The 21,524-nt window shown below is 69.4% G+C and carries 19 protein-coding genes; 8 read left to right on the top strand and 11 right to left on the bottom strand.

The window, feature by feature from the left end; all coding sequences use genetic code 11:
- Positions 1 to 142: 142 nt before the first annotated feature.
- A complete protein-coding gene (locus tag ASD65_RS14615; RefSeq protein ID WP_056223764.1) occupies positions 143 to 709 on the top strand; it encodes an HhH-GPD-type base excision DNA repair protein in 567 nt (188 codons plus the stop codon).
- 3 nt (positions 710 to 712) lie between these two features.
- Positions 713 to 1,141 (top strand): DUF1801 domain-containing protein, encoded by a 429-nt coding sequence (locus ASD65_RS14610; protein ID WP_056223763.1) that lies wholly within the window; start codon positions 713 to 715, stop codon positions 1,139 to 1,141.
- A 74-nt stretch (positions 1,142 to 1,215) separates the two neighbouring features.
- Here ASD65_RS14610 and ASD65_RS14605 read toward each other — a convergent pair whose 3' ends face one another.
- Positions 1,216 to 3,936, bottom strand: a complete 2,721-nt coding sequence (locus ASD65_RS14605) for a choice-of-anchor D domain-containing protein (RefSeq protein WP_056223762.1) — start codon at positions 3,934 to 3,936, stop codon at positions 1,216 to 1,218.
- Positions 3,937 to 4,088: 152 nt separating this feature from the next.
- Positions 4,089 to 6,860, bottom strand: a complete 2,772-nt coding sequence (locus ASD65_RS14600; RefSeq protein ID WP_235566727.1) for a choice-of-anchor D domain-containing protein — start codon at positions 6,858 to 6,860, stop codon at positions 4,089 to 4,091.
- A 142-nt stretch (positions 6,861 to 7,002) separates the two neighbouring features.
- Here ASD65_RS14600 and ASD65_RS14595 point away from each other — a divergent pair, with 142 nt between their 5' ends.
- Entirely contained in the window at positions 7,003 to 9,885 is a 2,883-nt protein-coding gene (locus tag ASD65_RS14595) for an ATP-binding protein (protein ID WP_056223760.1), read from the top strand.
- Positions 9,886 to 9,892: 7 nt separating this feature from the next.
- On the opposite strand, the gene ASD65_RS14590 is transcribed toward ASD65_RS14595, so the two are convergent.
- A complete protein-coding gene (locus ASD65_RS14590; protein ID WP_156378888.1) occupies positions 9,893 to 10,714 on the bottom strand; it encodes an ABC transporter permease in 822 nt (273 codons plus the stop codon).
- Positions 10,711 to 11,727 carry an ATP-binding cassette domain-containing protein gene (locus ASD65_RS14585; RefSeq protein WP_056223759.1) on the bottom strand — a complete coding sequence of 339 codons (1,017 nt, stop codon included), beginning with the start codon at positions 11,725 to 11,727 and terminating at the stop codon, positions 10,711 to 10,713. Before ASD65_RS14585 ends, ASD65_RS14590 begins: the two co-directional genes overlap by 4 nt.
- Positions 11,728 to 11,931: 204 nt before the next feature.
- Here ASD65_RS14585 and ASD65_RS14580 point away from each other — a divergent pair, with 204 nt between their 5' ends.
- Positions 11,932 to 13,335 carry a Cpe/LpqF family protein gene (locus ASD65_RS14580; protein ID WP_162248512.1) on the top strand — a complete coding sequence of 468 codons (1,404 nt, stop codon included), beginning with the start codon at positions 11,932 to 11,934 and terminating at the stop codon, positions 13,333 to 13,335.
- A gap of 90 nt (positions 13,336 to 13,425) precedes the next feature.
- On the opposite strand, the gene ASD65_RS14575 is transcribed toward ASD65_RS14580, so the two are convergent.
- The 5 genes from ASD65_RS14575 to ASD65_RS14560 form a co-directional block, all read right to left on the bottom strand.
- A complete protein-coding gene (locus ASD65_RS14575; protein ID WP_056223757.1) occupies positions 13,426 to 14,811 on the bottom strand; it encodes a glycine--tRNA ligase in 1,386 nt (461 codons plus the stop codon).
- A 206-nt stretch (positions 14,812 to 15,017) separates the two neighbouring features.
- Entirely contained in the window at positions 15,018 to 15,434 is a 417-nt protein-coding gene (locus ASD65_RS14570; protein ID WP_056223756.1) for a type II toxin-antitoxin system VapC family toxin, read from the bottom strand.
- Positions 15,431 to 15,688, bottom strand: a complete 258-nt coding sequence (locus tag ASD65_RS18835) for a ribbon-helix-helix protein, CopG family (protein WP_082561798.1) — start codon at positions 15,686 to 15,688, stop codon at positions 15,431 to 15,433. The genes ASD65_RS14570 and ASD65_RS18835 overlap by 4 nt, the downstream gene beginning before the upstream one ends.
- 39 nt (positions 15,689 to 15,727) lie before the next feature.
- The gene (locus tag ASD65_RS14565) at positions 15,728 to 17,056 is read right to left on the bottom strand and encodes an alpha-hydroxy-acid oxidizing protein (RefSeq protein ID WP_056223755.1); all 1,329 of its coding nucleotides are present in this window, start codon (positions 17,054 to 17,056) and stop codon (positions 15,728 to 15,730) included.
- 9 nt (positions 17,057 to 17,065) lie between these two features.
- Entirely contained in the window at positions 17,066 to 18,298 is a 1,233-nt protein-coding gene (locus ASD65_RS14560; RefSeq protein ID WP_056223754.1) for an FAD-dependent monooxygenase, read from the bottom strand.
- Positions 18,299 to 18,368: 70 nt separating this feature from the next.
- Here ASD65_RS14560 and ASD65_RS14555 point away from each other — a divergent pair, with 70 nt between their 5' ends.
- From ASD65_RS14555 to ASD65_RS14540, 4 genes are all read left to right on the top strand, one after another.
- The gene (locus tag ASD65_RS14555) at positions 18,369 to 19,265 is read left to right on the top strand and encodes a TetR/AcrR family transcriptional regulator C-terminal domain-containing protein (RefSeq protein ID WP_056223753.1); all 897 of its coding nucleotides are present in this window, start codon (positions 18,369 to 18,371) and stop codon (positions 19,263 to 19,265) included.
- Positions 19,266 to 19,341: 76 nt separating this feature from the next.
- The gene (locus ASD65_RS14550) at positions 19,342 to 19,680 is read left to right on the top strand and encodes an ArsR/SmtB family transcription factor (protein ID WP_056223752.1); all 339 of its coding nucleotides are present in this window, start codon (positions 19,342 to 19,344) and stop codon (positions 19,678 to 19,680) included.
- Position 19,681: 1 nt separating this feature from the next.
- Positions 19,682 to 20,326: a dihydrofolate reductase family protein gene (locus ASD65_RS14545; RefSeq protein WP_056223751.1), complete on the top strand. Its 645-nt coding sequence runs from the start codon at positions 19,682 to 19,684 to the stop codon at positions 20,324 to 20,326.
- Between the two features lie 9 nt (positions 20,327 to 20,335).
- Positions 20,336 to 20,797, top strand: a complete 462-nt coding sequence (locus tag ASD65_RS14540) for an SRPBCC domain-containing protein (RefSeq protein WP_056223750.1) — start codon at positions 20,336 to 20,338, stop codon at positions 20,795 to 20,797.
- A 36-nt stretch (positions 20,798 to 20,833) separates the two neighbouring features.
- Here ASD65_RS14540 and ASD65_RS14535 read toward each other — a convergent pair whose 3' ends face one another.
- Entirely contained in the window at positions 20,834 to 21,187 is a 354-nt protein-coding gene (locus tag ASD65_RS14535; RefSeq protein WP_235566726.1) for a cupin domain-containing protein, read from the bottom strand.
- 28 nt (positions 21,188 to 21,215) lie between these two features.
- Positions 21,216 to 21,374 carry a hypothetical protein gene (locus ASD65_RS19085; protein WP_156378887.1) on the bottom strand — a complete coding sequence of 53 codons (159 nt, stop codon included), beginning with the start codon at positions 21,372 to 21,374 and terminating at the stop codon, positions 21,216 to 21,218.
- Positions 21,375 to 21,524: the final 150 nt, after the last annotated feature.

The raw sequence follows: 21,524 nt of genomic DNA, 5'->3' as shown, positions 1-21,524 counted from the left end.
ACGCCCCATTTCGCCGAGACTGCAGCGGGACCTCGAGACTTCGGCTATTACCCTCAGTCTCGACGCCCGGTTGCAGTCTCGCGGTCACGGCAGCAGCCGCGCGGGCCGTGCGCGCGGTTCGGACCAGTGGAAGACTGGCGGGATGAGCCTCCACATCACCGCGGACGACGCCGCCGACAGCCTCCTCTCGGAGAGCCCCCTCGCCCTGCTGATCGGGATGCTGCTGGACCAGCAGGTCGCGATGGAAACGGCTTTCGCGGGTCCGCTGAAGATCCAGGAGCGCATCGGATCGGTGGATGCCGAGACCCTCGCCGGCTACGACCCCGAGGCGCTCGCGGAGGTCTTCAAGACGACTCCCGCGATCCACCGCTTCCCGGGTTCGATGGCCGGCCGCGTGCAGGACCTGTGCGCCGCACTCGAGCGGGAGTGGGGCGGAGACGCCGCCGCGATCTGGACGCAGGGATCGCCGTCCGGCGCGGAGGTGCTGAAGCGGCTCAAGGCGCTGCCGGGCTTCGGCGAGCAGAAGGCGAAGATCTTCCTCGCACTCCTCGGCAAGCAGTGCGGGTTCGACGGCGACGGCTGGCGCGAGGCATCTGCTCCCTACGGTGAAGAGGGCTCGCACCGTTCGGTGGCCGACATCGTCTCGCCCGAGTCGCTCACGCTCGTGCGCGAGCACAAGCGGGCCATGAAGGCTGCGGCGAAGGGCTGACCGATGGAACCGACATCTCTCGACGTCGTCGAGTTCGTCGCGCACGTGCAGCCGGAGCGACGCCGTCGCGACGCCGAAGTGCTGCTGCCGCTGTTCCAGCGGGCGACCGGGGAGCAGCCCGTGCTGTGGGGATCGATCATCGGGTTCGGCGAGTACCACTACAAGTACCCGAGCGGCCATGAGGGCGATACGGCTGCGGCCGGGTTCGCACCGCGCAAGGCGGCGACGAGCATCTACCTCGTCGACGGCGTCGGCGCTCACGAGGACCGCCTCGCGCGGCTCGGGCCGCATACGACGGGCGTCGGATGCCTCTACATCAAGGACGCCGCGAAGATCGACCTCGACGTGCTGGAGGAGATCGTGCGCACCTCGTACCGCACCGTGACATCGGGCACATTCGGCCAGCGCGCCCGAGACGGCGGCGCCTCCTAGACTGCGCAGCAGGACGGGGCGTCACCCGCCCACCGGCTCGGCCGGCGGGCTGTGGTGACGCCCCGTTCGCCGCGTCAGCGCTGCGCGCTTCCGCCGGCTCGGCGGCGCAGCATCCAGAACAATGCGAACCCGCCGGCGAGCGCGAACGCACCGCCCGCCGCGATGCCGAACGTCGTCGGGCCGAGTCCGGTCGCCGGAAGTGCGGCGGTGGTCGGAGCGGGGCTGGGTGTCGGCGGGACGACCGCGGCCTCGCCCTCACCTGTCAGGTCGACCAGGACTTCCTGCGCATCGACTGCCGTGACCGCCAGGCGAGCGGTCGCCGCTCCGATTTCGGTCGGCGCGAACGTCACGGTCGCGGTGCACGTCGCACCGCCGGGCAGGGACTCCGGGCAGTCCGTCTCGACACCGAACGGGGAACCGGCGGGTGCGGCCGCGCGAGCGGATGCCGCGGCCAACCCTACCGAGACCGGCACCGGCGTCCCACTGAGGTTGGTGATCGTCACCGTCTTGGCCGCGGTGTCGCCGATCGCGACGGCGCCCAGGTCGAGGGCTGCCACGTCGATCTGCAGCGGCAGGCCATTGCCCTCCAGCGCGACCGTCGTCGTCGACACCCCGCCGACGGCGGTGAGCGTCCCGGACGCGGCACCACCGGCCAGGGGCGAGTAGGTCACCGCCACGTCGCAGGACGCACCCGGTGCCAGCGACGCGGCACAGGCCGCGGCATCCGCGGTGAACCGACCCGTCGCCGTCACGGTGACCGGTGCGGCCGCCGACCCCGTGTTCGTGATCTTCACAACCGTCGGTGCAGAGCTCTCGTTCACCACGACATCGCCGAAATCGACCGATGCCGGGTCAGCCTCCAGCTTCGGAGCCAGTCCCGCTCCTGCGAGCTCCGCCGTGACCGTCTTGGCGTTCGAGGTGATCGACAAGGTACCGGTGCGGTCGCCGGCCTTCGTCGGCGCGAACGTCGCGGCCACCTCGCACGTCGCACCGATCACAAGCGTGCCCGTGCACGTCGTGCTCTCTACCGAGAAGTCGCCATTGGCGGAGACGGCATCGAACACGATCGGCATGTTGCCGTTGTTCTTCACTACGAACGGCACCGTGGGCGAGGTCTGACCGACCTCTGTCGACGCGAAGGTCGACGACGGGGGCGTCACGCCGAGCAGGAAGATCGGATCGAACGCCGAGCCCGTCAGTGCCACCGTGAGGTCGTCCGCCAGCGGGCTCGAGACCACAAGGCTCGACGTCGCTGCACCGGCCTTGGTCGGATCGAACGTCACCGTGACCTCGCACGACGTGTGTGCCGGCAAGGTCGCCGGGCAGTTCTCCGAGAGGGAGAACGGCGCATCCGGCTGCGGAACCGTCACCGGCACCGCCGCGCCACTGACGTTCGTGATCATCGCGGTCGCCGTCGCCGACGACCCGACCGGGACGACTCCGAGATCCAGCGATGCCACATCCACGCGCAGCGGCTGACCGGTTCCCTCCAGCGCGACCGTTGTCGTGGAGGTCCCGCCCACCGCAGTGAGCGTGCCCGACGCGGCACCACCGACCACCGGCCGATAGGTCACCGACACATCGCACGACGCACCCGGTGCCAGCGAACCCGCACAGGCTGCGGCATCCGCGGTGAACTGACCCGTCGCCGTCACGGTGACCGGCGTCGCCGCCGACCCTGCGTTCGTGATCTTCAGCGAGGCCGAGCGGGAGATCTTGCCCACCTCGACGTCGCCGAAGTCCAAGGTGCTCTCGCTCGGCACCAGCTGGGGGGCGATGGCGATCCCGTCGAGCGTGGCGGTCGCGCTTGCACCTGTGCCCGACTCCACACGGACACTCCCCGTCGCGGCCCCGACCTCGGTCGGGGAGAAGATGAGCGAGTAGACACAGGTGGCCCCGGGCGCGAGCGCGCCCCGACACGTCGTCGATGCGACGGAGAACGGGCCCGAGACGCGGTCTGCGGTGGGGGTGGTCGGCACATTGCCGGTGTTCGTGACGGTGAGGCTCTGGGTGGGCGACGTCGCGCCGACGAGTGTGTCGGGGAATCCGGTGGCGGTCGGAGCGATGGTGAACGACTCACTCGGAACCACGCCCAGTGCCGAGAGAGACGCCGTCACTGTGCCCACCTGCGACGTATCGATCGCCAACCGATACTGATACCCGATGTACGCGTAGGGCGTGAAAGTGACATCGATCGTGCAGGTGGCGCCGGGAGCCAATGCCCCGACAACGCACGTGCCACCCGTGATCACGAAGGGAGCCGATACGTGGAAGCGGGTGAGATCGACCGGGATGTTGCCCGTGTTGGCGACCGTCGCGGTCCGTGTGGCCGAACTTCCGATGACCACCGTGCCGAACTCAACCGAGGACGGCGTCACGGTGATCCCCGCTTGTGTGCCGATGCCGGTCACCGGCACGGTCACGCCGTCGGCGAGACCGAAACCACTGATGGCGATGACTCCGGACAGGATCATCGGCGACGTCGGAGCAAAGCGCACTCGGATCGTGCACGTCGAGCTGCACGAGGGGGAAGAGTATTCGACGTTCTGCGGGAGAGAGACCGAACCACCATTCCCGTCTCCGAACGACAACGTGACCCACTCGCTCGTCTCCCCCACGGGCACTGCACCGAAGTCGATCGATGTCGGCGTCACCGGCAGCAGGCCGGCTGCCTGCGTCGGCTGCGGGGTGAAGACCACCGCCGAGGCGACCAGCGCCATCGCGACGGCCGCGATCGCCGTCCACCGCTTCGTCCGGCCCGATCCTGCGTTGCGTCGTGCTGACGCCCACCCCATTGAACTCACGGCGACTTCCCCCACTGCTTCCTTCTTCGAATACATTTCACGACAGTCCAACTGCGATTCGCCCGGCGAGCGCTCGGTCGTCGAGCACGGATGCGACGACTGAGGCGAAACGTCCGCCTCGGTCGCCGCCGCGCTCCGTGTGCTCAGCGCCCGCCGTCTCCCGCGGCGCGTCGCCGCAGCATCCCGAACAAGGCGAATCCGGCGGCCAGCGCGAAGGCACCGCCGAGCGCGATGCCGAACGTCGCCGGAGCGAGTCCGGTCGCCGGGAGCGCTGAACCGGCGCCCGCACCCGTCGGCGCCGGGCTCGGCGTGGGCGGCACGATCGCCGCCGCACCCTCACCGGTCAGTTCGACGATGGCTTCCTGCGCATCGGCGGCGGTGACCGCCAGACGCGCCGACGCCGAGCCGACCTCCGTCGGGGCGAACCTCACCGTCGCGGTGCACGTCGATCCGCCGGGCAACGATGCCGGGCAGTCGGTGTCGACGGCGAAGGGCGAAGTCGTCGGTGCGGCAGCACGAGCGGATCCCGCAGCCAGCCCGACCGAGACCGGCACCGGCGTCCCACTGAGGTTGGTGATGGTGACCGTCTTCGAGCCGGTCTCCCCGATCGTCACAGTGCCCAGGTCAAGCGTTGTGACATCGATCCCCAGGGGAAGCCCATTGCCCGCCAACGCGACCGTCGTCGTCGAGATCCCGCCGACCGCGGTCAGGGTGCCGGCAGCGGCACCACCGATGGTCGGCGTAAAGGTCACCGCGATGTCACACGACGCACCCGGTGCCAGCGATCCGGTACAGGCGGCGGCATCCGCGCTGAACGGACCCGTCGCCGTGACCGTGACCGGGGTCGCCGCCGACCCGGTGTTCTGAATCGTCACCGTCATCGGAGCCGAGCTCTCGTTCACCACGACGTCGCCGAAGTCGGCCGATCCGGGATCGACCTCCAGCTTGGGAGCCAGGCCTTTCCCGGTGAGTTCCGCGGTGACCGTGTCGGCGTTCGAGACGATCGACAGGGTGCCGGTGCGGTCGCCCGCCTTGCTCGGTGCGAATGTCACCCCGATCTCGCACGTCGCGTCGACTGCAAGCGTGCCGGTGCAGGTCGTGCTCGCAACGGCGAAGTCGCCAGTCGCCGAAACCGTTCCGAGTGCGACGGGCGAGTTGCCCTTGTTCTTCACCACGAAGGGCAGCGCGGGCGAGGTGGCACCGACTTCGATCGACGCGAAGGACGACGACGTCGGCGTCACACCGAGATCGAAGACCGCCTCGATTGCCGACCCGGTCAGCGCCACCGTGAGGTTGCCCGCCGAAGGGTTCGAGACCACCACGTTCGACGAGGACGCGCCGACCGCGGTCGGCGCGTATGTCACCGTCAGCGTGCACGTCCCGTTGGCCGGCAGGACCGCCGGGCAGTCGTCCGCAAGACTGAAGGGCGCCGCAGGCTCCGCGATCGTGACGGGCGCGTCTGCCGCGCTCAGGTTCGTGACCGTCGCCGTCGCCGTGGCGGACGACCCGACGGGAACCGATCCGAGGTCGAGGGAGGTCACATCGACCCGCAGCGGCTGGCCGGTGCCCGTCAGCGTCACCGGGGCCGTGGAACTACCGGCCGTGAACGTCACGGCACCCGTCGCAGCCCCGCCCGCGGTCGGAGCGAAGGTGACGAGCGCGTCACAGTCTGCGCCCGGCGCCAGCGAGCTGCTGCAGGCCGAGGCATCCACCTGGAACGGGCCTGTCACCGTCGCGGACACCGGCGCCGCCGACGAACCTTCGTTGGAGATCGTCACCGGCATCGGTGCGGCAATCGCCCCCACCTCGACCTCGCCGAAATCGACCGAGCCCGGGGTGGGCACCAAGTCCGGTGCGACCCCGATACCGCTGACATCCGCGCGCCGGATCAGCCCCGAAGCCAACGCCACGTAGACCGGACTCGTGGCGGCCCCGCGTACCGTCGGCATGAATTTCACGCGGACAGTGCAGGACGAGCCCGGCTTGAGCGACCAAGAACACGAGATCCCTGCGAACGTGAACTGCCCGGAAACACCGTAGGAGCTGAACGTCACCGGAACATTGCCCGTGTTCGTGACCGTGACGTCGATCTCCGCCGAAGTCGCCCCCACCTCGGTCGCGGGGAAGACCACCGACGACGGAGTGAGGCTGATGTCCTCCCGCGGCGCGACTCCGGTGCCGCTGAGCGCGACGAGGTGATCGCCCGTCTGTGCCGTCGATACTGTCAGCGTCGCGGAGGCAGGCCCCGGCGCCGTCGGCGTGAACCCGACGATGATCGTGCAGTCGGCGCCCACCGCGACGGACGTGGCGCACGTGCCGCCGGTGCGCGCGAACGGAGCGCTCACCGTGATCGCCGTCAGATCCACCGGCACGCTGCCCGTGTTCGAGAAGGTGAGGGTCTTGCTGCCCGACTGACCGACGACGACGTCGGAGAAGTCCGTCGCGCTCGGAGAGACCGAGGCTCCGGCAGCCGGGGGCACGCCCTGGCCCGTCCAGGGCACTGACACTTCGAAGCTGTCGCCAGCCCTCCAGGCCACCACGCCCACGGTGTCGGAGAATGCCCCGACGGACGTCGGAGCGAACCGCACCAGCAGCGAGCACGTGGGCGTGTTGCAATTCAACGCGGGCGTGTGGTCCAGTTGGATGCCCTCGCCATTGTTGGTCGAGGTGAGGCGGTACGCGGCATCGTAGGTCACGGCGATCCACGGACTCATCTGCCCCACCGCCACCGCGCCGAAGTCGATCGATGTCGGCGTCACCGGCAGCAGGCCGGCTGCCTGCGCCGGCTGCGGTGTGAAGACCACCGCCGAGGCGACCAGCGCCATCGTGACGGCCGCGATCGCCGTCCACCGCTTCGTCCGGCCCGATTCTGCTGCCCCATTGCGCCGCGACGACGCCCACCCCGAAGAAATCAAGCCGAGTACCCCACTGTCCCGTCTTTTCAGACCCTACTACGTCAGGTGGGCTGAAATTATTGGACGGAGTCCGCAAACGACGGATGCTCGGTCGCTGTCAACGGCACCTGCTGCTTCTCCGGCGCGCTCTAAGGTTGACGACGTGCGGCTGAGGTTCTTCGGAGGGTTCGCGGCAGAGGCGGACGGCGAGCCGCTGGCCGTGCGCGGCCGCGGGCAGGAGGCGCTGCTCTTCCGCCTCGCACTGGACACCGGCACCACCGTCTCGTATCGCTCGCTGGCGGAAGACGTGTGGCCGAACGATCCACCTGAAGACCCTCGTTCGTCACTGCACTCGCTCGCATCGCGCCTGCGGCGAGCGCTCCCGACCGGGGCCCTGGAGGCCGTCCCGGGTGGCTACCGCCTCGCGGTCGAACGATATGACGTCGATGTGGCGCTGTTTCAGGATCTGGTGACTCGGGCGCGGAGCGCGGCGGACGCGGGAGCCGCGGCGACGACCGCTCGCGAGGCGCTCGCACTGTGGATCGGTGACCCGTGGGTCCCGGATGCCGGCTTCGACTGGGTGGTGCGAGACCTGTGGGAAGACCGCGCGCACGCCGAGCGCCTCGCCCGAGCGGACACTTCTCCTGCGGCTGCTCCCGTGTCTGCGGCAAGTGTGGTGCCTGCCGCCCTCACCCCGCTCGTCGGTCGCCTGCGCGAACTCGATCTCCTCGAGTCCCAGCTCTCGACGGAGCGACTGGTCACGCTCATCGGTCCCGGTGGTGCCGGCAAGACGACGCTCGCGTTCGAGACGGCGCGGCGCCATCCGGGCGCGATCCTCGTGGAGCTCGCTCCCGCGGCCCCCGGGGAGGTCTGGGCCGCACTGGCCGGCGCCGTCGGCCGCAGCATCCGCATCTCCGACGCGACCGCCGCTCCGACCGGTGCACGCGACCGCGTCCTGGAGAGCCTGGCCGGGCGATCCCTGCTGGTCGTCCTCGACAACTGCGAGCACGTGTCGGCCGAAGCCGCTGTCGTGGCACTCGAGCTGCTGCGCGGAGCACCGGGAACGCGCATCCTCGCCACGAGTCGTGAGCCCCTCGGCCTCGCCGGCGAAGCGTTCGTCGACCTCGGGCCGCTCCCCGAGCGCGATGCGCTGGAACTCTTCGAGAAGCGCGTGCGGGCGGCGCGCGGAACAGCCCCGGCGTCCGCAGACGCCGAGGCCGCCGCGCGGATCGTGCGGCGGCTCGACGGTCTCCCCCTGGCTCTCGAGCTCGCCGCGGCCAAGGCCCGGACCCTCACCCTCGCCGAGATCGACGAGGGTCTCGACGACCGATTCGCGCTACTGGGCACCGGTCCGCGCGGGATCGAGGCGCGGCACCAGACCCTGCGCGCACTCATCGACTGGAGCTGGGAGACCCTCTCCGCCCCCGAGCGCACCGCCCTGCTCGCCACTGCCGTGTTCCCCGACGGCATCGGCAGCGTCGACCTCGGAGAGGTCGCCCGCCGCTACGGGGTGGGAACCGCGGCTTTCGACGCCCTCGTCGACAAATCGCTGCTGCACCGCGCGGACCGGCGCCTGCGGATGCTGGAGACCGTGCGCGAGTACGGGATCGGACGCCTGCAGGATGAGGGAGCCCTCGAGGCATTCCGCGCCACCGCGGCCGAGGCGATGGCATCGCTCGCGGCCGCGCACGATGCCATCCTGCGCGGGCCCGCCGTACGCGACGGACTCGCCTGGTTCGACGCGAACGAGGAGAACCTGTCCGCGGCGCTGCGCACCTGCGCCGACCAGTCAGACCTGCACGAGGCCGGCATCCGCCTGGTGCGGTCGAGTATCTGGACGTGGCTGATGCGCGAGCGATTCGAGGAGATGCACGCCGCCGTGGCCCGCTTCGCCGGGGCCACGGAGGCGCCCGACTCCGAGGCGGCCGTCGTCGTCGAGGGCGTCGGACTTCTCTTCGTCGCGTTCGTGGCCGCCGACGGTACGCAGCAGGTGGAGGGCATCGACCCGGGCACCGCATTCGCCCGGTTCGAAGAGCGAGCGCAGACCGTCGCAGCGGCGGCGCGTTCCTACCCGTCCGAACTCACCGCCGCGCTCATCCCGCTGCTGCACGCGATGGCCGCCGCCGTGCGCGCACACGAGCCCGGCGCGCCGTGGTCGCGCGGCTTCACACTGCCCGAGGTCGACCTCGTCGATGCGCCGGACTGGACGCGCGCCTTCCTGAGCATGCTTCGATCCGCCCTCGCGCAGAACGGCGGAGACATCGCGACGCTGGGGGCCGAGAGCGAGAAGGCGCTGGACCGCTTCACGGCCCTCGGCGACGTGTGGGGCATCGCGTTCGCCAGCCAGATGCGATCCGAGTGGCTGCAACTGGCGGGGCGGCTCGAGGAAGCACTCGCGGTGGCGGATGCCTCCACGGTGGGCCTGACTGGGCTGACCTCGGTGAGCGACGTCGTCCAGCAGCACTCGCAGGGCATCGGGCTGCTCACCCGTCTCGGACGCATCGACGAGGCACGTGCCCGCGTCGCCGAGATCGACCTCCTCGCCCGTTCGGACGGATCGCAGCGTGCCCTCGCGCAGTCGCACATGAACGCCGCCATGGTCGAGATCGCCGTCGGCGACGGCACCACCGCCTTGCAGCATCTCGATGCGATCGCGCTCGAAATGGGGCCCGGCTTTCCCGAGCAGATCATCGCGTGGGCGCAGTCCAAGCGCGCGCAGGCGCTGGTGCTGCTCGATCGCCTCGACGACGCCCGTGCAGCGTTGGCCGAGGCGCTGCCCTCGGCCGCACGCAGCGGGGACCAGCCGATCATCGCGGATGTCGCCCTCTCACTCGCCGGGTGGCTGGCCGCATCGGGGCGGTCGACGGACGCCCGTCGCGCGATCGCCGCGTCGGCGCGACTGCGCGGCGGCGATGATGCCTCCGACCCGTTCCTGCAGCGCATCCGCCCGCTGCTCGGGACGGACGCCACAACGGGCGGGGATCCGGAGGAGGATCCCACGCCCGAAGTGGATGACATCGCCACGCTCGTCGCCCTGCTGGGCTGACGCGGCGCTACGCCTTACGCATGTAGGCCTTGACCGTGAGCGGCGCGAAGATCGCCACGATGACAGCGGCGCCGACCAGGGTCACGAGCACATCCGACCCGACCGTGCCGTTGTTGACGAGGTCACGCACCGCGGTCACCAGGTGCGACACCGGGTTGATGTCGACGAACCACTGCAGCCACGGCGGCATCGTGTCGGCCGGCACGAAGGCGTTCGAGAGGAACGTCAGCGGGAACAGGATGAGCATCGAGACGCCCTGCACGCTCGAGGCCGAGCGGGCGATGACGCCGAAGAACGCGAAGATCCAGCTGATCGCCCACGAACTCACGATGACGAGGGCTCCCGCCGCGACGACCGCTCCGATGCCGCCCTCGGGACGGAATCCCATGATGAACCCCATCGTGAAGGTGAGGGTGGTGGCGATCAGGTAGCGCACGGTGTCGGCCAGCAGCGCTCCGGACAGCGGTGCGATGCGCGCGATCGGCAGCGAGCGGAACCGATCGAACACACCCTTGTCCATGTCCTCGCGCAGCTGCACACCCGTCACGACCGAGGTCGTGATGACCGTCTGCACGAGTATGCCCGGGATGATGATCGGGAGGTAGCTCTGCACGTCACCGGCGATCGCGCCGCCGAAGATGTAGGTGAACATCAGCGTGAAGATGATGGGCTGCACCGTGACGTCGATGAGCTGCTCGGGCGTGCGCCGGATCTTCAGGAGGCCACGCCATGCCATGGTGAACGTGCTCTGCAGCGTCTGGGCGAGGCCGGAGCGATTGGTCAGGTTCCGGTCGGCGACCGGCGTGATGGGGACGGCGAGCACGGTCATGCGCGGGCTCCTTCCAGTTCGAATGCGGTCTCGTGGGCGGGTGCGTCGTCGGCCGGCACACCTGTGCCCGTCAGGGTGAGGAAGACCTCGTCGAGCGTCGGCTGCTGCACGCTGAACTCGCTCAGGTGCAGGCCGGCGGCGCGGAACGCGACGAGAAGGTCGGTGACGCGGTCGGGGTCGCTCATGGGAACTGTGAGGCGTGCGGCCTCGGGTGACACGACCGCCTGGACGTCCAGGACGCGGCCGATCACGGCCTGCGCCTCGTCGAGGTCGGACCCCGGCTGCAGACGCATGAGAAGGGATGCCTGACCCACCGACGCCTTGAGCTCGAGCGCCGTTCCCTCGGCCACGACGCGGCCGTGGTCGATGACGGCGATGCGATCGGCGAGCTGGTCGGCCTCGTCGAGGTACTGCGTGGTGAGCAGCACGGTCGAGCCGGTCGCGACCAGGCGGCGGATCGTGTCCCACATCTGGCCACGCGTGCGCGGGTCCAGGCCCGTCGTCGGCTCGTCGAGGAAGATGAGCGGCGGCTGCGCGATAAGGGATGCCGCGAGGTCGAGACGGCGGCGCATGCCGCCCGAGAACTTCGCGAGCGGACGCGACGCCGCCTCGCTCAGCCCGAACTCCTCGAGGAGTTCGTTCGACTTGCGGCGGGCATCGGCCCGGGAGAGGCCGAGCAGCCGGGCGAAGATGATGAGGTTCTCGGTCGCCGACAGCTTCTCATCGACAGAAGCGAACTGCCCGGTCAGCCCGATGAGCTGCCGGACGATCTGAGGATCCCGGGCGACGTCGTAGCCGAAGATTTCGGCGCGACCGGCGTCGGGCTTCAGGAGCGTCGCGAGCATCGAGATGGTCGTGGTCTTGCCGGCGCCGTTCGGGCCGAGCACGCCGTAGACCGTGCCGGCCTCGACGGTGAGGTCGACGCCGTCGACCGCGCGATTGCTGCCGAAGGTCTTGACGAGCCCCTCGGCGCGCACCGCGGGCGTCCGCGATGCGAGAGTTGATGAAGTCATTGGTGCCTGCCTTTCGTTGGCTGACACCACACTGCGCTCGGGTCGCTGTCGCTTCGCTGTCATGACCGCGACAGCGCTGTCACGGTCCTGTCGTCTCGCACGGTCTGCACTCCACCGTGCGAAGAAGCACATCTCCCCCCATGGTCGGAGGTGCTCGGCGCCGCGATCCGATTGGCTGGAGGCATGGATGCCTCACGATCACCCTTGACCGCGACCACCCGACCGACCCGCTGCCGATCTCGCATCGTCGCTGCGCTTGCCACCGCCGCCCTCGCCACCGGACTCCTTGCCGCGTGCGCCCCGGCAGGAGGCGATCGACCTTCCGCCGGTGCGAGCGCGAAGGCCGAGGTCGCATTGCCCGACACCGTGCTCGGCGCGCACGCGCGCTGGGTGATCGATGCGATCAACGGCACGGAGGTCACCCCCGCCGAAGCCGCATCGCACCTGTCCGCCGAGATGCTCGATCAGATCACGGCCGACCAGCTGATCGAGGTGTTCGCCCAGCTCGAGCCGCAGAGCCCGTGGGTTCCGACGGCGGTTCAGGACGCCGGAGACCAAGCCGTCATCACCATCACCCCGGCCTCGGGGGATGCCCTCGATCTGCAGATCGTGGTCGACGGCGACGATCTGATCGCGGGCCTCCTCTTCACGCCGTCGGCGGGAGACCGGACACCGTCGGCGTCGTGGTCGGAGCTGGAGAAGACCGTGAACGGCTTCGCCGCGGACACCACGCTGACAGTGACCGATGTCGCCTCGGGCGACCGCCTCGCGGCAGCGGGCGAGGGCAGCGCGGCGGGCGACGAGCGATCACAGCCTTCCGGCTCGATGTTCAAGCTCTATGTGCTGGGCGCCGTGGCCGACCGGATCGCGGCCGGCGAGCTTGCCTGGGACACCGCTCTCACGGTGACCGACGACGTGAAGAGCCTGCCGTCGGGCGAGCTGCAGGACGTGCCTTCCGGAACCACGGTGACGGTGCAGGATGCGGCCGCCAAGATGATCGCGATCAGCGACAACACCGCCACCGATCTCCTGATGTCGGCCGTCGGACCGGCTGCGCTGGAGAAGGCCCTCGCCGACATGGGCCATCACGACCCGACGCTGAACACCCCCATGCTCACCACGCGCGCGCTCTTCCAGCTCGGCTGGGGCAAGGACGCACAGGCCCGCGCCGCGTGGAAAGCAGCCACCGCCGCCGAAAAGCGCAAGGTGCTCGACGCCCTCCCCACGGGGTTGCCCGATGTGGCCGCCACCGATGTCATCACGCCCGTCTGGGAGGACGGCCTGGACTGGTTCACCACGCCCGACGATCTCGTCGCCGCGCACCTCGCGCTGCAGAAGATGGCGTCGACGGATGCCGGAGCCCCGCTCCGCGGCATCCTGTCCGCCAACAGCGGCCTCGGGGATCTCGGCGCCACGTGGAGCTATGTCGCCTTCAAGGGCGGCAGCTCCGTCGGCGTGCTGGGCGGATCGTGGTACCTGGAGCGAGCGGACGGGCGCGCGTTCGCGATCACCATCCAGGGTTCGACGGGTGAGCCGGCCGAACTCGCGGACCAGGCCACCTTCTTCGGCCAGGTCCAGGACGCGATCGCGCTGCTCGAGAAGGAGTAGTCCTCGGTTCGGACCACCCGCGAACCGACGCAACGAACGACGGATGCCCCGGCCACAGGCCGGGGCATCCGTCGTTCACGGGGTTCGGGGCTAGGCGCCCTTGAGGCGATCCGCGAGGTAGTCGTGCAGCTTGTCCAGCGGCACGCGCTCCTGGTTCATCGTGTCGCGGTCGCGCACCGTGACGGCGCGGTCCTCGAGCGAGTCGAAGTCGATCGTGACGCAGAACGGCGTGCCGATCTCGTCCTGGCGGCGGTACCGGCGGCCGATGGCGCCGGCGTCGTCGAAGTCGATGTTCCACTCGCCGCGCAGGTCGGCGGCGAGCTCGCGTGCGATCGGCGACAGCTGCTCGTTGCGCGACAGCGGCAGCACGGCGACCTTGACCGGAGCCAGGCGCGGGTCGAGCTTGAGCACCGTACGGGTGTCGGTGCCGCCCTTCGCGTTCGGCGCCTCCTCCTCGTGGTAGGCGTCGACGAGGAACGCCATCATCGCGCGCGTCAGACCGAACGACGGCTCGATCACGTACGGCGTGTAGCGCTCTCCGCTGGCCTGGTCGAAGTAGGTCAGGCTCTGACCGGATGCCTCGGAGTGGTTGTTCAGGTCGAAGTCGGTGCGGTTGGCGATGCCCATGAGCTCGCCCCACTGCTTGCCCGGGAAGCCGAACTCGTACTCGACGTCGATGGTGCCGGCCGAGTAGTGCGCGCGGTCCTCCTCCGGCACGTCGAAGCGACGCAGGTGCGACGGGTCGATGCCGAGGTCGATGAACCAGTCCCAGCACGCCTCCACCCAGTGCTCGAACCACTCCTGCGCCTCGGCGGGCGGCACGAAGTACTCGATCTCCATCTGCTCGAACTCACGCGTGCGGAAGATGAAGTTTCCGGGTGTGATCTCGTTGCGGAACGACTTGCCGACCTGGCCGATGCCGAACGGCGGCTTCTTGCGCGATGCGGTGAGGACGTTCGAGAAGTTCACGAAGATGCCCTGCGCCGTCTCGGGGCGGAGGTAATACAGCCCCGACTCGTCGTCGACGACGCCGAGGTAGCTCTTCACGAGGCCGGAGAACGCCTTGGGCTCGGTGTACTGGCCCTTCGTGCCGCAGTTCGGGCACGGGACATCCGCGAGCCCGTTCTCGGCCGCACGGCCCTTGCGCGCCTCGAAGTCCTCGATGAGGGTGTCGGCGCGGAAGCGCTTGTGGCACTGCAGGCACTCGACCAGCGGGTCGGTGAAGGTCGCGATGTGGCCGGACGCCTCCCACACGCGCTTGGGAAGGATGACCGAGGAGTCCAGCCCCACCATGTCGCCACGGCCGCGGACGAACGTCTGCCACCACTGGCGGCGGATGTTCTCCTTGAGCTCGGTGCCGAGAGGGCCGTAGTCCCAGGCGGAGCGGGATCCGCCGTAGATCTCGCCTGCCTGGAAGACGAACCCGCGGTGGCGGGCGAGGGCGATGACCTTATCGAGGCGGGACTGTTCGGCCATGGTGGCTCCAATGGTCGGAGGAAGCGGGGAAAGTCGCGAGTTCGCGGGGCGCAGCAGCCCCGGAAAGGGGATACCGCTGCATCCGTCAAGTCTAGTCGCGGGCGGATGCCGAGACCCGGCGCTGCGACAGCGCTCTCAGACCCGACGACTCCACCCTCGCGCACCGCCTGCATCGCGTCGATTCGCGGCGCACCCCGATGCGGAGGTCACGCCGGCGACCCGGAAGGGATGCCGAGTTCCTCGGCGGCTTCAGCCATGCGCTGGTCGTACGTCCACAATTCGTCGACGCCGAGAGCGACAGCCGTCGCCAGGTGGACGGCGTCGAGGGATCGTAGGAACGGTGAGCCGATGATGCGAGCGCTCTCGACGATCTCGTCGGTGATGGCCGCCGTCGCGACCCCCGTGAGCGCCTCGACGAAAGCACGCGCGAGGCGGACGGGAGGTTCAGCGTCGCTGCGCCGGCGTAGCGCGCGGGAGACTTCGATACGCGCGAGGGCGGAGGTGACGAATCGGCCGTCGGCCGCGAGGACAGCACTGAGGGCATCCTGCAGCGCATCGGACTCCTTCTCGATGAAGATCCGTTTCAGGACCGCACTCGTATCGAGGTAGACGGTGATGCTCACACGCGGTCCTCGCGGTCGATCAAGTCACGGCTCGTCACTCCGTCGGGCAGGTTGAGGCGGACGGTGGCGCGGCGAAGCGGTTGCGTCGGCGGCTCCACCCAGTCGGGTAGTGGGCGCGATGCTGCCCGCGCGCCGATTCCTAGATGCGCGTCCACCGCACGGCGCAAGATCTCCTGCTGACTGAGCCCGGAGCGTTCTGCTTCTGCCCGAAGCGCTTCCGCTGCATCGTCGCGAAGGCGCAGATTCATTGCCATGACCCCATGGTACCGCTCTTCTGCAGGTTGGTACCACGCTCAGACTTCGCGCAGGGCATCCCGTCCGACGTCGCCGATCGTGGTGTGACCGGATAGCCCGAGCGTGATGTCGAGCTCGGCGAGGACGTTGCGCAGCACTTCGCGCACCCCCGCCTCCCCCGCGATCCCGAGGCCGTAGGCGTACGGGCGGCCGATCGCGACGGCGGTCGCACCGAGCGCCAGCGCGACGAACGCGTCGGCGCCACCGCGCACGCCCGAGTCGAAGACGACCGGCATCCGTCCCCCGACCCGCTCGACGATCTCCGGCAGCACGGCCAGGGTCGGCACCGACTGGTCGATCTGGCGCCCACCGTGGTTGGACACCCACACGCCGTCGACGCCGGCATCGACCGCGCGCGACGCATCGTCGGGATGCACGATGCCTTTGAGCAGGATCGGCAGCGAGGTCCACGCCCGAGCCTTCGCCAGCGCGTCCCAGGTGAGGGCGGGCGTGGAGAACACGTCGAGGAACGTTTCCACCGCGGCGCGGGGAAGTGGCGAACGCAGGCTCTCGCGCAGCCCGGCTCCGGTGAGCGGCGCGCCCTTGCGCGCGATCCGTACGCCCGCGGCGACCGCTTTCGGCGTGAGCTTGACCGGCGGGGCCGGCTCGGCCGCGGCATCCGGGCCCGTCCGCACCCGCTCGCGCACCAGCTGCTGGAACACCGGATCGCTCGTGTACTGCGCGATGCCCATCCCCCGCGTGAAGGGGAGGTAGGCCAGGGCGAGGTCGCGCGTGCGCCAGCCGAGCAGGTGCGTGTCGAGCGTGATCACGATCGCTTCGCATCCGGATGCCTCGGCCCGGCGCAGCAGTGACGCGTTGAGCTCGTCGGAGGCCGACCAATAGAGCTGGAACAGCCGGGAGCCGGCGGGGGCGGCGGTCGCGGCATCCTCCATCGGGAACGACGCCTGATTCGACAGCGTGTAGGGCATGCCGAGGGAAGCCGCGGCCCGCGCGACCGCGAGGTCAGCATCGGCGTGCGCCATCTCCATCACACCGAGCGGCGCGAGCAGCAGCGGGGTCGGGCGGCGGCGGCCGAGGAAGTCGATGGAGAGGTCCCGGGTGGAGACATCGCGGAGTGGGCGCGGCCACACCTGCCAACGATCGAACGCCGCCCGGTTCGCGGCCATCGTGTGCTCGGCTCCCGCGCCGCCCGCGATGTACGCGAACGCCTCACTGCTCAGCGCCTTGCGTGCCGCCGCCTCGAGCGCGTCCGGATCGATCGGCACCAGCGGCCTCGTGCCGCTGATCCCGGCGCGGTAGATCTCGGACTGGGTGCGCCGGGAGATGCCTCGGGCGGCTGCAGGATCCTGCGGAGCGACGGTGGCCATGCCGTCAGCCTAGGAGGCGGCCCCGGCTCCCGCACGGGTCGTTTTCGCGGCCGCCTCGTACTCGGGGAGGACGATCGCGTCCGACTTGTCGAGCATGCGGGCGACGAGTTGGCGCATCGGCCAGTGGTGCATCAGCCGCGCCGAGAGCACCCGCATCCGGAGCATGAAGCGTCCGCGCGGAAGGAAGCCCTCCACGCCACCGGGGGGCAGCGTGTGGGATGCGGCGACATACGGGCGCATCGTCTCCTCGTAGCGCGCGAAAGCCGTCGCGTGATCGCCTCGCGCCCGGCCCAGCTCGCCGGCCAGGACGTACGCACCGACGAGCGCCAGGCTCGTGCCCATGCCCGTGAGCGGCGAGCCGCAGTACCCCGCGTCGCCGAGCAGCGCGACCCGGCCACGCGTCCAGCTGTCCATGTGCACCTGGCTGACCGTGTCGAGGTGGAACTCGTCGTCCGCATCGGCCGCCGCCAGCAGCTCGTCGGAGCGCCACCCCATGCCCGCGAAGACCTCGTGCAGGAGACGCTTCTGGCTGGCGACATCCCGCCGATCCACATCGATTCCGGTGTCGGCGAAGGCGAGCATGGCCCTGGCCGCTCCCCCGCGCTCCGGGCGGAGGGCGAGCATCCGGCCGGGCTCGTTGTACATGTCGAACCAGGCGTCGAGGGGCCCGGCATCGAGGACCGTGCAGTAGCCGAGGTAGGCGCCGAGGTGCACGACGAAGTCGGACTCCGGACCGAACGCGAGCGCTCGCACGCCCGAATGGATCCCGTCGGCTCCCACGACGATGTCGAAGGTGCGGACCAGCCCGCTGCGGAACGTGACGGTGACGCCGTCCGGACCGTCCGCCATGGCCGTGATCCGATCGCCGAAGATGATCTCGGTGTGATCCGCGATGAGCTCGTGGAGGATCTCGGTCAGATCGCCCTTCATGATCTCGATCTCGGTCACCGGGCTGCCGTCGCCGACGAACAGATCGGCGGGCATCGTGGCGAGTTCGCGACCCGCACTGTCGACGTAGCGCAGGCCCTTCTCGTGCACGATGCGCTCCCGCACGCGGGGCATGATCCCCATCCGTTCTGCGACGACCTCGCCGAGACCGCGGAGGTCGACGGCCTGTCCGCCGAGGCGAACGTCGGGCGCCTGCTCGACGATCGTCGAGCGGATGCCCTGCCGGTGGAGCCAATGCGCGAGGGCGGGTCCTGCGATCCCTGCGCCGGAGATGAGTACGCTGTATTCGTTCATGAATTGCACGGTAGTACAGGTGATGTACGGCGTACAAGTGTTCTAAATATGAAGGTGGTGTACTAGTACAGTGCGAGCGACATCCCAGACCATTGCGGCGGAGATCGCGGCGCGGATCGCCTCCGGAGACCTGAACGCGGGCGATCGGGTTCCGTCGGCGCGCGGGATCACCAAGGAGTGGGGCGTCGCGATCGCCACCGCCACGAAGGCGCTCGCGCTGCTGCAGCAGCAGGGCCTGGTCATCTCGACCCTGGGCGTCGGGAGCGTGGTCGCATCACCGACACCGGGCCCGTCGCCGACACAGCTGTCGACCGCACAGGTCGTGACGACCGCCATCGCGATGGCGGATGCGGAGGGCATCGACGCGATCTCGATGCGGCGCGTCGCGGCCGAGCTCGGTACCGCGACGATGTCGCTGTACCGGTACGTCGAGAGCAAGGATGCCCTCGTGCTGCTCATGATCGACTCGGCTCTCGGCGAGGATGGCTTCCCGCCACCCTCCGACGCGGATTGGCGCGGCGACCTGGAGGTCTCGGCGCGGCTGCAGTGGGCCGGCTTCCGGCGGCATCCGTGGCTCGCCGGCGTGATGTCGATCTCTCGCCCGCAGCTCGTGCCGAACGGATTCCGCTACACGGAATGGTGCCTGCGGGCGCTGGCTCCGCTCGGGTTGAGCATGGAGATGATGATGTACATCAGCGTCATCGTGTTCAGCCACGTCAAGGGGATGGCGATCGACATCGCGTCCGAGGCCGAGCAGCAGCAGGACACCGGCCTCACCGCGGACGAATACATGACGACGCGATCCACCGACATCGCGACGATGGTGTCGCCGGCGGAGCTGCCGCTGCTCGCGTCCCTCGTACGATCGGACGACTTCGACCTCGACCTGGACGCACTGTTCGAGTTCGGGCTCCAGCGACTGCTCGACGGCATCGAAGGCTGGCTCGCACGCGAGGACCGCGCTTAGGCCGACTCGAAGAGCGCAAGGACACGCCACATCCGTTCGGTTGACGAATCGCTCCTCTTCGGTAATAGTTAGGCATATGCCTAACTATTACGACGAGCTCGACGCCGTGCTCCGCGCTCTCGCGGATCCGACGCGCCGGGCCGTCGTGCAACGGCTGGCGAAGTCGCCGGCGGTCGTGTCCGAACTCGCGGAACCGTTCTCGATGGCGCTGCCCTCACTCATGCAGCACCTGAGCATCCTCGAGAACGCGGGAGTGGTCACGTCGGAGAAGCACGGACGTGTCCGCACCGTGAGCCTGCGACCGGGCGCCCTCGATGTCTTGCACGTATGGCTCGGCGAGCAGCGCACCCCAGCGGAACACCACGCCGACCGGCTCGGCATCCATCTCGCCTTGACTGCCCCGAAGGAGATCTGACATGACCCGCGTTCGCCTCGACCTGTTCACCTCGCTGGACGGCTACACACCGGCCGACCCGACCCCCGACAATCCGATGGGTGAGGACTGGGGGCGGCTCACAGCCGCGTACGCCGCTACCCGCACGTTCCACGAGTATGTCTTCGGTGACACCAGCGGAAAGGGCACGACCGGCGTCGATGACCGATACGCCGTCGCGTTCTTCGAGGGCGTCGGCACCGAGATCATGGGAGCGGGGATGTTCGGGCTGCACACCTTTCCCGGCGATGCGGATTGGAAAGGCTGGTGGGGTGACACCCCGCCCTTCGGCACCCCGGTCTATGTCCTCAGCCACACCGCACCGCGTCCGTCGATCCATATGGAGGGCGGAACGACGTTCCACTTCCGCAGCGCCGCCATCGAGGACGTGCTCGCCGAGGCGACGGAGGCTGCGGGCGGACTGGACGTGCGCATCGGCGGTGGGTACAGCACGGCGCGCGACTTTCTGCGCGCCGGCCTGGTCGACGACCTGCACCTCATGGTCACCCCGATCTTCCTCGGCCGTGGCCATCGACTGTGGGACGACCTGCGCGGCTTCGAGCTCACCCACGAGGTGACGACGGAAGTGGCCGAAAGCGGTCAGATCCACGTCACCTTGACTCGATAGGACGTCCTCATGACGATCGCACGCCGCCTCGCCCACGCCGGGTTCACCCTCACCCGGGACTACCCCGTTCCTCGCGAACGCGTCTGGGACGCGTTCGCCGACGAGAGCCAGAAGCGGAGCTGGTGGGGCGGAGGCGACACCGTGGAACCCGGTGAGTGGGCGTTCGACTTCCGCGTCGGGGGACACGACGTCGACGAGGCGGCGTTTCACGACGGTCCCGTCTCACGGTACGAGGCCACCTACACCGACATCGTCGAGCACGTCCGCATCGTCACGACGTACGACATGTGGCTCAACGGGGTCCACATGTCGACGTCGGTGGCGTCGTTGGAGTTCGAGTCCACCGACGAGGGCACCCGTTTCACGCACATCGAGCACGGCGTCTTCTTCGACCAGTTCTGGGCCGACGGCCCCGGCCGCGAAGAAGGCACGCGCGGCCTCCTCGAGGCCCTCGGCGCCCATCTCGAGTGACGGCCCAACGGATGCGCAGCAGGGAAGGCGATCGGCTCAGGTTGTAGCGGGACCGATCACGCTCTCATCGAGGGTTCCTGCGGCAGCGCCCTTGAGCTCGATCAGGATCGTGTGCGTGGGGGTGGTGCCGGTGTTCTCGCCGGAGTGGCGCTGGGCCGGAAGCCACAGCACCTGGTTCGCGGTCAATTCGACGTCGCGGTCACCCACCGCCGTACTGAGCCGTCGGTGGAAGTCGGTGAGAGTGATCATCACACTGTTCGGATGCCGGTGCGGGGTCGTGCTCTCCCCGGGCTCGTCGACGTAGTCGAGCACGCGGACGTGGTCGTTCTCGAAGACCGTGCGATAGTGCTCCGGGTTCGTCGTCACCGGGTCGTCATCGACCATGGGCATGAGAGTACTCTCGCCGGCGCCCGGATTCTCAGGCGGCGCGGCTGAGTCCGCGTGCAACGCTCTCCTGACGCACCGGCACGAACGTCGAGCGCCCCACGCGGGGGCGCATGCTGCGGGGCACGCGGGGGAGATCGCGACGGGCGGGCACGGAAAGCGCCCGTCCGATCGAGTCGATGTATGCACGCATGGCGTTCTCCTCCGTTCGTCGCGAGCCCGTCATCCAAGAGACGGGGCCGCACGCGTTCTATGACGCGGGTTCGAGAAGAAGGAGGCTGACGGACGCCGGGAGATACACGCGCCGACAGGCGTCAGCGGGGCATCAACTCAGGCTGGGCAC

This window comes from Microbacterium sp. Root61, assembly GCF_001427525.1.
Classification (GTDB): domain Bacteria; phylum Actinomycetota; class Actinomycetes; order Actinomycetales; family Microbacteriaceae; genus Microbacterium.
The sequence above is the reverse complement of the archived record's forward strand: the minus strand, read 5'-3'. Positions and strand labels throughout refer to the sequence as shown.